Annotated in this window: 13 protein-coding genes; 4 read left to right on the top strand and 9 right to left on the bottom strand. The window is 68.3% G+C overall.

The window, feature by feature from the left end:
• The coding region (locus tag VKA86_02905) for an ABC transporter permease (protein ID HKK70138.1) at positions 1 to 621 on the top strand (621 nt) is incomplete at its 5' end.
• Positions 611 to 1651: a PP2C family protein-serine/threonine phosphatase gene (locus VKA86_02900; GenBank protein HKK70137.1), complete on the top strand. Its 1041-nt coding sequence runs from the start codon at positions 611 to 613 to the stop codon at positions 1649 to 1651. The genes VKA86_02905 and VKA86_02900, both read left to right, overlap by 11 nt.
• Here VKA86_02900 and VKA86_02895 read toward each other — a convergent pair.
• The gene (locus VKA86_02895) at positions 1648 to 3261 is read right to left on the bottom strand and encodes a GNAT family N-acetyltransferase (protein HKK70136.1); all 1614 of its coding nucleotides are present in this window, start codon (positions 3259 to 3261) and stop codon (positions 1648 to 1650) included. The genes VKA86_02900 and VKA86_02895 overlap by 4 nt on opposite strands.
• A gap of 94 nt (positions 3262 to 3355) precedes the next feature.
• Positions 3356 to 3997, bottom strand: coding sequence for a lamin tail domain-containing protein (locus VKA86_02890; GenBank protein ID HKK70135.1), 642 nt, complete (start codon positions 3995 to 3997; stop codon positions 3356 to 3358).
• A 183-nt stretch (positions 3998 to 4180) separates the two neighbouring features.
• Between VKA86_02890 and VKA86_02885 the strand changes: the two genes are divergently transcribed.
• Complete coding sequence (locus tag VKA86_02885; protein ID HKK70134.1) at positions 4181 to 5164, top strand: ROK family protein; 984 nt, start codon at positions 4181 to 4183, stop codon at positions 5162 to 5164.
• 55 nt (positions 5165 to 5219) lie between these two features.
• Here the strand turns inward: VKA86_02885 and VKA86_02880 are convergent, their stop codons facing one another.
• Both VKA86_02880 and VKA86_02875 read right to left on the bottom strand, forming a co-directional pair.
• Positions 5220 to 6419 (bottom strand): DNA topoisomerase IV subunit A, encoded by a 1200-nt coding sequence (locus VKA86_02880; GenBank protein HKK70133.1) that lies wholly within the window; start codon positions 6417 to 6419, stop codon positions 5220 to 5222.
• 2 nt (positions 6420 to 6421) lie between these two features.
• Positions 6422 to 8170 carry a DNA topoisomerase VI subunit B gene (locus VKA86_02875; protein ID HKK70132.1) on the bottom strand — a complete coding sequence of 583 codons (1749 nt, stop codon included), beginning with the start codon at positions 8168 to 8170 and terminating at the stop codon, positions 6422 to 6424.
• Between the two features lie 171 nt (positions 8171 to 8341).
• Here VKA86_02875 and VKA86_02870 point away from each other — a divergent pair, with 171 nt between their 5' ends.
• On the top strand, positions 8342 to 9280 hold the full coding sequence (locus VKA86_02870) for a hypothetical protein (protein ID HKK70131.1): 939 nt from the start codon (positions 8342 to 8344) through the stop codon (positions 9278 to 9280).
• 91 nt (positions 9281 to 9371) lie between these two features.
• Here the strand turns inward: VKA86_02870 and VKA86_02865 are convergent, their stop codons facing one another.
• The 5 genes from VKA86_02865 to VKA86_02845 all read right to left on the bottom strand — a co-directional run bounded on the left by VKA86_02865 (position 9372) and on the right by VKA86_02845 (position 13270).
• Positions 9372 to 10118, bottom strand: a complete 747-nt coding sequence (locus VKA86_02865; GenBank protein ID HKK70130.1) for a HEAT repeat domain-containing protein — start codon at positions 10116 to 10118, stop codon at positions 9372 to 9374.
• Positions 10118 to 11464, bottom strand: coding sequence for a HEAT repeat domain-containing protein (locus VKA86_02860; GenBank protein ID HKK70129.1), 1347 nt, complete (start codon positions 11462 to 11464; stop codon positions 10118 to 10120). The genes VKA86_02865 and VKA86_02860 overlap by 1 nt, the downstream gene beginning before the upstream one ends.
• Positions 11465 to 11489: 25 nt before the next feature.
• Complete coding sequence (locus VKA86_02855) at positions 11490 to 12227, bottom strand: hypothetical protein (GenBank protein HKK70128.1); 738 nt, start codon at positions 12225 to 12227, stop codon at positions 11490 to 11492.
• On the bottom strand, positions 12224 to 12799 hold the full coding sequence (locus VKA86_02850) for a sigma-70 family RNA polymerase sigma factor (GenBank protein HKK70127.1): 576 nt from the start codon (positions 12797 to 12799) through the stop codon (positions 12224 to 12226). The genes VKA86_02855 and VKA86_02850 overlap by 4 nt, the downstream gene beginning before the upstream one ends.
• Before the next feature lie 327 nt (positions 12800 to 13126).
• Entirely contained in the window at positions 13127 to 13270 is a 144-nt protein-coding gene (locus VKA86_02845; GenBank protein HKK70126.1) for an HNH endonuclease signature motif containing protein, read from the bottom strand.
• Positions 13271 to 13296: the final 26 nt, after the last annotated feature.

Raw genomic sequence — 13296 nt, 5'->3', positions numbered from 1 at the left:
TTCGTGGCGATCACGGCCGAGAAGACGCAACGCACCACCGAGTCGATGCTCTCGGCGCTCACGCCGCAGGAGTGGATCGACGGCAAGATCCTGGGCCTGACGGGTGCCGTCTTCGTCAATCTGCTCAGCGCGGTCGCGGGTTACGTGGCGTGGCAGGCCGTGGCGGTGTTGTTCCTGGACCGGCCGGCCGCGCTGCCCGGCGGGGCGCATCCTGCCGACGTGTTCGGACTGGCCCTGTTCGCCCTCGGCGGCTTCGCCTTCTGGTTCACGCTCTTCGCGCTGGTCGCCGCCACGATCGACGATCCGAACAGCAGCAGCCGGAGCTCGTTGATGTTCCTACCCTTTCTACTGATGGGCGCGGCGTTCGCGGGTCTCGACAGCCCCGATGCTCCGTGGATGCGTGCGCTTTCGATCGCGCCGGGGACGAGCCCGGCGGCGATGCCGGTTCGCCTGATGCGCGGTGATCCGCACCTCCTCGAGGTCGTGGCTTCGCTGGTGTTGCTGGCCGCCGGAGCCTGGTTCTTCCGCTGGGCCGCGGGTAGGGTGTTCGGCACCAGCATGTTGATGACCGGCAAGGAGCCGAGTCTACGCGAAGTCCTGCGGTGGTTGCGTGAAGCCTGATCCGACGACCCGACCCGAGACCCGCACACCGATCGTCGGTGCGCCCACGATCCGCGACGCCCTGCGCGTGGTGTTCTCGCGGCAGGGTGTGATCGAGTGGATCTCACCGGGCCGCAAGCGTTTCCTGCGCTGGAGTCTGTTCGGCGGCGGTTTCGTCACCGGCACCCTGCTCGCACTGCTTGCCGTGCGGCTGCCCGAGGGAAGCCTCGATGCCGTGTCGATCCTGCTCGCGGCGCTGATCGTGGTGGTGGTCGTCGCGGTCTACCTCGCGCACGACGTGACCATGGGGTTGGAACTGCTCGAGAAGCGGCAGGTCGAGTCGGACCTCGCGCTCGCGCGGCAGATCCAGCAACGCATGCTGCCGAACGAGCTCCCTGAGATCGACGGTTACTCGATGGGCGTCTACCACGAACCGGCGCGCAGCGTGGGCGGCGACGCCTACGACGTCCTGCGGCTCGGCGACGACCGCGTGTTCTTCGCGGTGACCGACGTCTCGGGCAAGGGAACGGCGGCGGCGGTGCTGATGAGCGGGGTCCTCGCGCGCACGCGGGCCCTCGCCCGCACGGGCATGCACCTCGACGAACTCGCCCAGCGCCTGTCGGCCGCTCTGGTCGAGGAGACCGAGACGGTGCACTTCGCCGCCATGGTCTTCGCCGTCCTCGACCCGAGGAGTGGCATCCTTCACTACGTGAACGCCGGAAACCAGCCCCCGGTGCTGCTGCGGCGCGATGGCAGCCGCATGGAACTCGAGGGCGCTGGCCTGCCGGTCGGTCTACTGCCGGCCGTGACCTATCAGGCCGGTCGTGCCTACCTGGGACCCGGCGACCGCCTGGCGGTCGTCACCGACGGGATCTTCGACGCCGACGACGCGGGCGGCACCTTGCTGCAGGAGAGCGAACTCGACGACCTCGTGCGCTCGGGCGACGACGCCGGGGAAGCCGTGGCGGCGATCCGCCGCAGGGCGCGCGCTCGCTCGATCGAGGGGCAGTTCGACGACATCACGGTGCTGGTCCTGAGCCGTTCCGTCTAACCGGACTGCCCCGGGTCATCGGATCGCTCGCTCTCGCCGCCGCCGCGTTCGAGGCCGTCGGGACCGACCCACCGCACCCGGTACAGATCCCGGCGCCGGTCGGCGAGGTTGCGCACCGAGCCGCGCACGCGCAGTTGCCGCAGCTTGTCGAGGTCCAGGTCGACGATCAGCGGCATCTCGGTGTTCGGCGTGGCCTCGGCCACGATCGCGTCGTGGGCGAAGGCGAAGTCGCTGGGCGAGAACACCGCGGACTGCGAGTACTGGATGTCCATGTTCTCGACCTGCGGCAGGTTGCCCACGCTGCCGCTGATCACCACGTAGCACTCGTTCTCGATCGCGCGGGCCTGCGCGCAGCGGCGCACCCGGAGGTAGGCGTTCTTGGTGTCGGTCCAGTAGGGCACGAAGAGGATCTCCATGCCCTGTTCGGCGAGCAGTCGAGGCAGCTCGGGGAACTCGACGTCGTAGCACACCAGGATGCCGATCTTGCCGGCGTCGGTGTCGAAGCACAGCAATCGACTGCCGCCCTGCAGGCCCCAGTAGTGCACCTCGTCGGGGGTGATGTGCAGCTTGTACTGGGCGTCCCACGTGCCGTCGCGACGGCACAGGAACGACGCGTTGCGCAGGCCGCCCTCGTCGTCGATCAGTGGCATCGAGCCGCAGATCACGTTGACGTTGTAGCCCAGGGCCAGGTCGAGCAAGCGGTCGCGGACGGCGGCCGAGTAGTCGGCGAGCGATCGTATGGCCTCGGCCGGGCTCTGGTCGCCGTGGCCGGCCATGAGGGGCGCGCTGAAGAACTCGGGGAACAGGACGAAGTCGGCGTTGTAGCCGGCGACGGCGTCGACGAAGTACTCGGCCTGCTCCATGAGGTCGTCCACGTTCTTCACCCGGCGCATCTGCCACTGCAGCACGCCCACGCGCACGCTCTTGCGGCGGCCGCCGACGAGGATGTCCTCGTCCTCGTACCAGATGTTCGGCCAGGTCAGCACCACGGCCGTCGAGCCGGACTCGCGGTCCTCGGGCAGGTAGTTGCGCACCACGCGCGCCACCTGGAACTCGTTGTTCAGCTGGAAGGTCAGCACGGGGTCCATGCGTTCGCCGTGACGGACCTCTTCGATGTACTGCTGCGGCGTCATCTCGTGGGCGAGGGCGCGGTAGCCGGGAATGCGCCCGCCCAGGACGATCTGCTTGAGGTTGAGGTTCACGCACAGTTCCTTGCGCGCATCGTACAGGCGACGGGCCAGGCGGAGCTCGCGGTAGTCGGGATGGACGAATACGTCGACACCGTAGAGCGTGTCGCCGTCGGGGTCGTGGTTGCGCAGGGCGCCGTCGCCGATGATCTGCCAGTAGGTGTGCTTGTGCCCGTAGCGGTCGTAGTCGACGATCATGCTGATCGCCGCGGCGACGACCTTGCCCTCGGTCTCGATGCAGAGCTGCCCCTCGGGAAAAACCTCGAGCTGCCGCGCGAAGACCTCGCGCTCCCACGGTCCCATGTGCGGGTACACGCGGTGCATGATCTCGTGGATGTCGTCGTAGTCGCCGAACTCGGTGCGGCGCAGCGTGAGCTGCGGCAGGTGCCGGTCGTCGGTCGGGGTGTCGTGCTCTTCGGTCATGGTCCGGTCCGCGGTTTCGGGGTCCGGACAGTCTAAGCCAGGAACGGCGGGGCCACCGTGCGCAGGTGGCCCCGCCGCCGGCGCGAGGCGCGGATCAGTCGCGGTAGTCGGCCTTGAGGGTGCCCCAGCTCTCGGCGGTGGCATCGACCGGGTCGCAGCTGATGGTGAAGGAGATGGCGTTCGGATCGGGGCTCGCCTGGATCACCCAGTCGCCGGCGAGGCTCGTGCGCTCGATGCTCGCGCCGGATCCGGTATCGCCCACGTCCACGTCGCCCAGACCGCAGCTCTGGTCGCGCAGGCCGTTGGCGTTGGAGCCGGAGGCGCCGTAGATCACGGCGTCGATCGGGCAGTCGGTCCCGGGGTCGGCACCGGGACCGAAGAGCGCCACGCCGTCGGCGGTGGAGCCGGAATTCTGGAAGTCCGGATCGAAATCGAAGACCAGGTCGATCACCGGCGCGCCGTTGTCGGCCGTGGACGCCGATCCGATCACGAAGGTCTCGCACGAGGCGATCGTCCCCTGCAGCGGCGCTGTCGAGTAGCCGTAGCTCGTACCGCCGTTGCCGAGCGTGTAGCCGGTCAGGTCCACCGGTCCGGGGCCGGTGTTGAAGATCTCCACCCACTCGAAGTCGGCGTCCGTGCCGACGTGGTCGTAGTAGACCTCGGTGATGATCAGGTCGGCGGTGGCGGGCGAGGCCAGCGCGAGGAGCAGGGACAGGGCGACGGCAGGGGTGCGCATGATGGAGACGGCCTTTCGGTGGGCGCGGAAGTCGAAAGAAGACGAAAGTCGAATTCAGTATCACTCTAACACATCGACCTGCGCGGAATCAGCCAGCGGTCCTCGCCGAGTCCGGGCTTGTCGTGGGCCATCGGAATGCGTCACCCTGCCGTCCAACGTGCTGCACCCTTCAGGAGGTTTCCCGTGGCGGACGACGGATACTTCATCGGAGTCGATCTCGGGGGGACCAGCATCCTGGCGGCAGCGGTCCGCCAGGGAAACGTGCTGGTCGAAGAGAAGAAGAAGACCCGGCCCGAACAGGGCCCCGACGCCGTCGTCGAACGCGTCGAGGCCGTGATCCGTAAGGTCCTCGACGAAGCCGAGGACGAGGGGCCGGCCGAAGCGGTGTGCATCGGCGCGCCCGGCGCGGTGGACCGGACGAGCGGCGTTGTGCGGCGCGCGCCCAACCTGGGCTGGGAGAACTTCCCCCTGGGCGAGCATCTCGAGAAGCGCCTGGGCCTGCCGGTGATCGTGGACAACGACGTGAACGTCGGCGTGGTCGGCGAGCACGTCCACGGAGCGGGCCGTGGCGCGCTGCACGTCGCCGCGATCTTCGTCGGCACCGGTGTCGGGGGTGGTCTGGTGGTCAACGGCCTGCCCGTGGACGGCTTCCGCGGCGCCGCGGGTGAGTTCGGCCACATCGTGGTGAAACCGCAGGGTCGTCTGTGTCCGTGCGGTCGCGAAGGCTGTGTGGAGGCCTACTCCAGCAAGACCGCCATGGAAGCCATGGTGCGAGAGAAGATCGACGAGGGCCGGCAGAGCATCGTGCTCGACGTCATGCGCGACAAGGACAAGGACGGGCTCACCAGCAGCGTGATCGAGAAGGCTCTCGAAGAGAAGGACGAAGTGATGGGCGAGGTGGTGCGCACCGCGCAGTACTATCTCGGCCTGCTCACCGCCGACGTGGTGAACGCTTTCGATCCCGAGGTCATCGTGTTCGGTGGCGGCGTGGTCGAGCGCCTGGCGGAGTCCTTCGTGAATCCGATCGCCCTGACCGCGCGCGAGCACTTCCTGCGGCGTGAGGGCGCCGAGCGCATCCGGATCGTGCCGGCTGCACTGGGCGATCACGCCGGGACCATCGGGGCGGCGGTGGTCGCGCAGCGCAGCCCCCACCGCTTCGCCGGCTGATCCGTCGCGGCCGCGACTGCCACCGAGCGGCGACGTACCGCTGGGCGGCGGCACGCTAAGGCAGGAAGGCCCGGGTGTTCGCCATCTTCCGCGGCAGGTACTCGTCGATCACGTAGTTCAGTCCGTGCTTGGCCAGGGCCTGCTGCTCCACGCGCACACCCATCTTGATCTGCTGTTGCAGCGCCCGCTGCCACGGTTTGTGGTGCTGGACGAAGGGGTCGTTCTTGATCGCGTCCTTCGCTCGCTTGATGTCGACGTCCTTCAGCGGGTGTGTGGGCAGGTCGAAGTCGGTGATGTCCTGCGGTGTCACGCCCAGGAAGCGCGCGTTCGGAACACAGAAGAACTCGTTCATGTGGGCGGCGTTACCGCTGCCGACCTTCAGGGTGCGGTAGATGTTCGAGTAGCCGTAGGGATCGCCGTCGACGAACACGTACACCGGCAGCTTCTTGGCGTCGGACAGTCGGCGGATGAAGCGCCGGCACGCCCGCGTGGGTACGCCGCCGAGCGAGATCAGGATGCAGTTGGCGTCGCGCCAGTAGGTGTGTTTGACCAGGCGTTGGAACATGCCGGCCGTCTCGATGGCCAGGATGAACTCTGCATTGGTCTCGAATGCCAGTTCCTCGACACTGATCGGGATCGAGTAGGCGCCGCTACCGAAGCGCGTGCAGTCGATGCGCAGTTCTTCACCGGTCTCGCGGTCCTGGTCGATCACCACCAACTGCCCGGCGACGTCGCCGCCCTTCTCTTCGGGGATGAAGCCGAGCTGTTCGCGGTTCACGCCGAACAGGGCCTCGACGTCCTCCATGACCGTGTCGCTCTCGGGTTGATCGTTGAAGCGGGCATCGTCCCAGTTCTTCGAGACGTAGTAGGCCTCTCGCTTCGTGGCGATGTCATCGGATTCGACCAGGTCCTTGCTGAAGGCCATCATGCGCAGCGTCTGGGCGAAGGTCTTGACCGTACCCACGGTGAGCGTGCGTTCCTTCTTGCGTCCCTTGATCTCGAAGTAGCCCTTGGCGGGCTTGTAGACCACGTTGTTCAGGCTACGGATCGGGAACTTCAGAGACGGGGCGATCCTCTCCAGGATCCTGCCCTGCACGGCTGTCGCTTCGCCCTGGATCCTGCGCACGACGGCTTCGCCGCCGGCGCGCATCTTCTTCGCCACGACCTCGGGAGCGGGCTCGGTCGACCGGTTGCGGCGGGGAGGGCTCTTCTTCGCGGTGGTCTTCTTCTTGGCGGTACTCTTCTTCTTGGCCATGCCTACATCTTCCGACTGCGTTCGAGTGTGTCGCTGAGCGTGACGACGATCTCTTCTTCCTGCTCTTCGGTGAGGCCCAGGATTTCCTGCAGGGCGATGCCGATGTGCGGGATGTACTTCTCGATGTACTTGCGCTTCTTCGCGGCGTCGCGCTCGCGCTGGCCCTTGCGGATGAAGCGGGCGAGGCGGCGTCCGGCGTCCTGCAGGGCGAGTTTCATCTCCTTGACGATCTCGTCGTAGCCCGCGACGGCTTCCTTCGACTCGCTGGTGAAGGGGACCCACACGCTGGCGATGTGCACCATCACGATCAAGGGTGCCGTGGGCAGGGCCCCGCGGCTCTGCTGCAGTTGGTAGCTGCGCCAGTTGGTCTGCAGCACGCTCTTGGTGGTGGCGCAGGCGCCGGCCTGGTACTGCAGCGGAACGCGGTTGGCGTAGCGGTACACGGTGGCCAGTTCGTCGTGGGGAAGATCGCCGCCGTAGGCCAGGCCGACCTCGATCTGGAAGGGGTTGCCGCGGTACACGCTCGGGGTGCGGGTGACGGCGGTGTAGAAGTCCGCGTCGATCTGTTCGCGCAGACTGGCCAGGATTCTGTCCTCTCCGATCGGCGACAGGCAGTTGGTGGGGGGAGCGGGAATCTTCGTGTTGCGGATCGCCGTGATCAGCCGCTCGGCGGCGTCGGTGGTCACACGTCGGGGCGAGGTCGTGGTCGACAGGCCCGCCTGCTCGATGATCGCGGTGGCCGCCTTCGGACCGACGCGGCTGAACTCGGTCTGGAAGAAGGCCTTGAGCTGGCGCGACTTCGTCTCCTTGGCCATGCGCAGCAGCATGCCGACCTCGACCCCGTAGGGGTGCGGCTTGATCTCGAGGGCTTCCTCGGGAAGCGTGTCGATCGCGCGTTCGTAACGCGTCGATTCGCCCTTCGGGTCCTTGTAGGTCAGGCGAACGTGTGGATTCGCGAGAGCAGTCTGGCGCAGGTAGGCGTCGACGCCATGACGGCCGCCCTTGTACGTGCCCTCGAGTTCGATCTCGACGCGCGTTCCGTGTGTCTTCTCACCCCAGTCCGCTTCACGCTGGCGCTTGATCTGCGGTTCGTTCTTGAGCGTGTCGATCACGAGCTCGAAGTGCTGGGCCGGGTGTTTCTCCCCGATGCGGCTCTCGATGATCACCGGCTTGCCCGTGGTGAGCTGGCCGTACATGCCGGCCGCGCTGATGCCGATACCCTGCTGGCCGCGGCTCTGGCGCATGCGGTGGAACTTGGAACCGTAGAGCAGTTTGCCGAAGATCCGCGGGACCTGGGCCTCCACGATGCCCGGTCCGTTGTCCTCGACGATCACGCGGTAGCGGTTCTCCTGGCGCGAGGCCGGCGAGATCTCCACGTAGAGGTCGGGCAGGATGTCGGCTTCCTCGCAGGCGTCCAGGGAGTTGTCGACCGCTTCCTTGATCGTGGTGAGCAGGGCCTTGGTCGGACTGTCGAAGCCGAGCAGGTGGCGGTTCTTGGTGAAGAACTCGCTGACCGAGATCTCGCGCTGCTGGCCGGCCATGGACTGGGCCGTGGCGCGCTGGCGCGTGACCGGAGCCTTGGTGCGGCGTCCCGACGTCTTCTTCTTCGAGTTCGAACGCGCGTTGCGGCGCGGGCCGCCGGCCTGGGCGGGTTCCGGGGTGTCCACGGGATCGTCCGGTTCGGGAGTCACGCTGAAGTCGAGCGAAGCCTGGTTCGATACCGCCTTCTGGCGGCGTGCGGCAGTGGCCATCGAGGGTCCGTCCTCGGCTTGATGGTGCAGACTGCAGTGGCGGGAGGCGCTCCGGCGGCACTGTAGCGCTGGGAGCCGGGGTTGTCATCATTCCTGGCGGTCAGGCCCTTGCCGGGCGGGTCCGGGGGCGGATACCTTGGGGCCTGATTCTCCCCACGCCGGGCCGGGCCCATGTTCCAGCGGTTCCTCGTTCTGTGTCTCGTCCTGCTCGTCGCCGTCCCGGTGGCGGCGCAGGAATCGCGGCGCGAGCAGGGCCGGCAACGGCCCGAGCGCCGGATCGAGCCGCCCCGGTCGCCGGAAGCCGTGCCGCAGCGCCGCCCCGAGCGTGAGCGCGATCTCGAGCGCGGCACCGGGCGCACTCCCGACGCCACCGAGCAGCGGACACGCCAACCCGCCGAGCCCCCGACCGCCCGGGACTCGGTCGCGCCCGGCATGCCGACCGGCGGCTGGACGCCGGGCGACTTCTACGGTTACGAGGAACACCACTTCCTCGACTGCGAGTCGGTTCGTGTGTGTCAGCTCGAGCCGATCGCGGCCTACGCGGCCTGGATGATCGCCGCGCAGACCACCTTCCCGTGGCGAGCACTCGTCGACGCGCGGATCGAGGAGGGCTCGTGGGCAGCCGCGGCGCAGGTGCTCGCGATCCGACCGTGGGAGATCTACGCCGCCTTCGACCAGCGCGGCCCGACCGATCGGTATCCCACCGACACCTTCGTCCGCGACCTGGCCGAGGATCATCTCGACGACATCGTCGCGCCGACCTTCCGCTGCACCTTCCCCGTGGAACTCCACGGCGTGAGCGCCGAGGAGATCGACCGTCGCACCGGCAAGGCCTTCGCGACGATCGACTGGGTCGATCGTGAGATCGCGGCCCGGATCGAGGAGGAGACGGGCTGGTGTACCGACGAGTTGATCGAGGCGCGGCGCTTCCTCGGCAGCTGGCCCCGCGTGGCGCGGCAGCTGTACCTGTCGCCCTTCCTCTTCGAGGCCTCGTTCGGGATCTCGCTGCGGATCCAGAGGCTGGGCACCACCGAGCGTGCGCGCTACCCGCTCGAAGAAGAGATCCGCCACGTGGTCGAGGCAGATCTCTGGCCGGAGAACCGCAGCTGAGGTTCGGCGGCGGTCGGGCGACGCAGACAGACGACGACTCCGGGGCCGGTGGTTCTGCGCGCGGCCGTCGTCGTGAGGCCGTCGTCGCGGTTCAGTTCTTCGACAGCAGCACGTCCTCGAACAGATCGAGCACCCGCGGATCGTCGTGCTGGGCCAGCCAGAAGAAGGCCTTCTCGCGTAGCTGCGGGTGCCGGCTCGTGGTGGCCACGCGGCGCAGCGGCTCGAGGCATTCGTCGATCGGCCGTTGGCTCAGTGCGAAGATCGCGTGCTCGCGCACGGACAGCTCGGTGTCGTCGTCGTCGACGATCGCGGTCAGGTGTTCGGTGGCGCGTTCACCGGCAGCCTGACCGAGCCAGAACACGGCGCTGCGGCGCAGGTCGTGCGGGCGATCGCCGTCGCGCGCGATTGCGAACAGACGACCGTGCTGGTCGAAGCCCTCGGCGATCACCGCGCCCAGGATCGCGTCCTCGACGTCGTCGGTGGTCGCTTCTTCGGCAACGCCGAGGAGAGCGATGGCTGCCTCGATCGGGTCGACGGTTCCGAGGTCGAGCTCGCCGTCGCGCACGCGGGGCGCACGGCCCCCGACCGTGACGTCGACGTCGACCACGCGGCCGTCGCGGACGCGGAGCTGCACGTAGGCGGGGCCGTCGTCCAGGTTCCGCGTCCAGTTGTCGCTGCCGTCGATCGTGAGATCGTGACCGTTGCCGCGCACGCCTTCGCGTGTCGCGTACTGCAGGTGGAGCCAACCGTCGTCGGCGGTCGCGATGGCGTCGGCCAGGGTGGCGGCCTGGGCACCGGTGCAGATCAAGAACAGTGCGAGGATGCAGAGCCTGCGCATCAGAAGTCCTCCCCGATCAGGTCGGCCAGGAAGTCGCGGGCCTCGGGATCGCTCGACTGGCCGAGCCAGAACACGGCCTTCTCGCGCAGCTCGCGGTCGTCGGTGTCGCGGGCGATGTCGATCAGTGCGGCCGTGGCGTCGCGCGTGCCGAGCTGGCTGAGCGCGAAGACCGCCTGCTCGCGGACGTCGACGTCGTCGACCTCCCGGTAGAGCTGCAGGATCGCGTCGGCGTCGACGGTCCCGCCGAGTTGCGACATCCAGAACATCGCCTGCTTGCGGACCTCGACCGGCTCGCCCGCGTCGCGCACGACCGAGACCATGAAGTCGCTGGCTTCGGCGCCGCCGAGCTGACTGATCGAGAACAGGGCCTTGTCCTTCAGCTCGGTGTCATCGGTCGAACGGAAGAGCTGGACGAGGAACTCGGGCGCGCGCTGGTCGCCGCTCTGGCTGATCCAGAACACGGCCTGGCCGCGCAGTTCCGCGGGAGCGGCCTCGTCCAGTGCGAGGTTGCGCAGGACGTCGTTCGCCTCGTCGCCGCCGATCTGGCTGAGCGCGAAGATCGCCTTGTCGCGGATCCCGGGATCCTCGTCGTTGCCGCGGACCATGTCCTCGAGGATGTCGACCACGCGCGGATCGTTGGTCTGGCTCAGCCAGAACACGGCCTGCTCGCGCACTTCGTCACTGGGGTCGTTCTCGATGACGTGCATGAAGGTGTCGAGCACGGTGTCGCGGTCGGGGGCGTTCTGGCTGAGCAGGAACACGGCGCGTTCGCGGAACTCGGTCGAGTAGTCCTCGGGCTTCTCGGTGAGGACCTTCCGCAGGATCGGCATGGCGCGCTGCGGGTCCATCTGCAGCAGGGCGTTGAGGGCGGCCAGGCGGGTCTCGTCGTCGAACGCCCCTTCCTCGGTGAGCGTGGCGCCGCTCGATCCGCCGCGGATGTCGTCGGCCAGGCGAGCGATGTCGGCGGCGGCGTCGGCGTCGCCGAGCTGGGCGAGCTCGCCGCGGATCTCGACGGCGAGTTCCGCACTGTCCCCCTCGCGCGCGGCGTCGGGATAGCGTTCGAACTGTTCCTCGAGCGCGCGCTTGGCGGCCAGCAAGGCCAGACGGTCTCCCTGACGCGACAGGGCGAAGGCACGCCAGTAGAGCGCGCGGCCGGCCAGCTCGTCGTCCGGATGGCGCTCGACGACCTCGGCGAATCCCGTTGCGGCCTGGGCGTAGTCGCCGGCGCGCAGCTCGGCGCGGGCTTCGTAGTAGAGGTCCTCGGCCGTGACCTCGAGGCCCTCGGGCTGCGCGTGCGTCGGCGCGGCCAGCAGGGCCAGGATCAGGCAGGACAGGATGGTCTTCATGGTGGGCTCCTTCGGTGCCGCGCGCTCAGGCGCCGCGGGTTCCGGCCTTGGCGGGTACGGCTCGGCGCAGACGTAACAGCACGCCGCGCTCTTCGAGGCTCCGGCGGATCTCCTGGCGTTCGCGCTCGTCGGCGGCGTCGGCCAGCTGGACGATCTCGGCCAGGATCAGTTCGAGGTCTCGCAGCAGGCGCTGCAGGTCCGGGTTCTCCCCGATCGCGCTGTCCATGAGCAGCCGCGTCTCGAGCAGCAGGCTCGAAGCCCAGGGGCCGGTCCCTGGCAGGGCTGATTCGGGCGTCGGACTCGCCGCGGCGAGCCGGAACTCGGTGAGCAGGGTCTCGGTGCGCAGCAGGTAGTCGCGCGTGGCGAGGCGGTGCGTCGCGTCGGGGGACGGAGTGTCGTCGGCCGACAGGCGTTCGCCGGGGGTCCCCAGGCCGTTGCCGGGGGTCACCGGGTGGTCGTTGGTGGTCGTCACGCGGTCGACGTTGGCCGTCGCGTGGTCGCTGGTGGTTGCCTGGCGTTCGTCGGGCCGATCCACCGTCGTGCGACCGATCAGGATTCCGATCAACAGGACCGCTGCGACCGCGGCAATCGTTTGCAGACGGTTGCGGTGCCGCGGACGGATACGGTGGGCGGTGCGTGGCGACGAGGCGCCGCGCTCCCGCTGGATGCGATTCCAGATCTCCTCGCGCCGGGCGGCGTCGAGTGCGCGGGGTGGAGCGTTGTAGTCGCGGGCGAGTTCGCGGATACGATCGTCGGTGGTCATCGTTCGTCTCCCGCACGTCCTGCGTGTCCTGCACGTGAGGCGCGCGTGTCTTCGTCGGCGAGCACCGCGCGCAGCTTCGCGCGGGCGCGCGACAACCGCGCCTTGCTTGTTCCCTCTTCCACACCGAGCATCTCGGCGACCTCGGTGTGCGTGTAGCCCTCGAGGTCGTGCAGCACGAAGGTCGCGCGCATGTCGTCGTTCAAGGTGTCGATCGCCCGGTGCAACGCGATCCGCAGCGCGCGGTCGCCGTCGTGCGTGGCGACGGGGAGCCGACCCAGCTCCTCGGTCGGCTGCTCGTGATCCCGGGTGCGCCGGTGTGTGCGCAACACGTTCAGCGCGACGTTCGTCGTGATCGCATGCAACCAGGTCGAGAACTGCGACCGGAATTCGAACTCATCCAGCCGTCCGAACGCCCGCACGAAGGTGTCCTGCGTCACGTCCTCGGCCAGTGCTGCGTCGCCCGTCATGCGGTGGGCCATGCGGTACACCCTTCCGACGTGCTGCTCGTAGAGCGCACGTTCGGCGGCCGGCTCGCCCCGGCGCGCGCTCTCGATCAGGTGGCGTTCGTCCAACGTCATGTCCTCGGCGGATCGGTCACCGGTGGTGTCGGGGGTTCCGGTGCGGTCGCCCCGCGGCTCCGTCGGCTGCAATGGTGCGACACTTTCGCCGCGGAAAGCGTTGCAGGGAATGTTCGGTGTGTCGTCAAACGTCGACTTTGCGGCACCGGCGGACGACGGCCCCGGACTCCAGATTCATTGATCGCAAGGCCTTACCGGGCTCGTGATGTCTCGACCGGGACCGGCCTCGACCCGCGCGAGTGCGCGTGCCGCGGGGCGCGCGCACTCTCCGCGCCCTGAATTCCGCAGCAACTGCTCGACACCGGACGCTCGACAGGGGGCTCAACAACAATCCCTCCACGACTTCCACCGCGGACGCGTCCCGAAGACCCGTTCGGCGGCCCGCCGGTTGTGCGCCGCGCAGAGGACACGGAGGTTCTCGGCTTCGTGCGAGCCACCGAGCGCGAAGGGTTCGACGTGGTCGATCTCCAGGTTGCGCGTGGCGTTGCAGC

The sequence above is a fragment of the Candidatus Krumholzibacteriia bacterium genome (assembly GCA_035268685.1).
Lineage (GTDB): Bacteria > Krumholzibacteriota > Krumholzibacteriia > JAJRXK01 > JAJRXK01 > JAJRXK01.
This window is presented reverse-complemented; position numbering and strand designations above follow the sequence as displayed.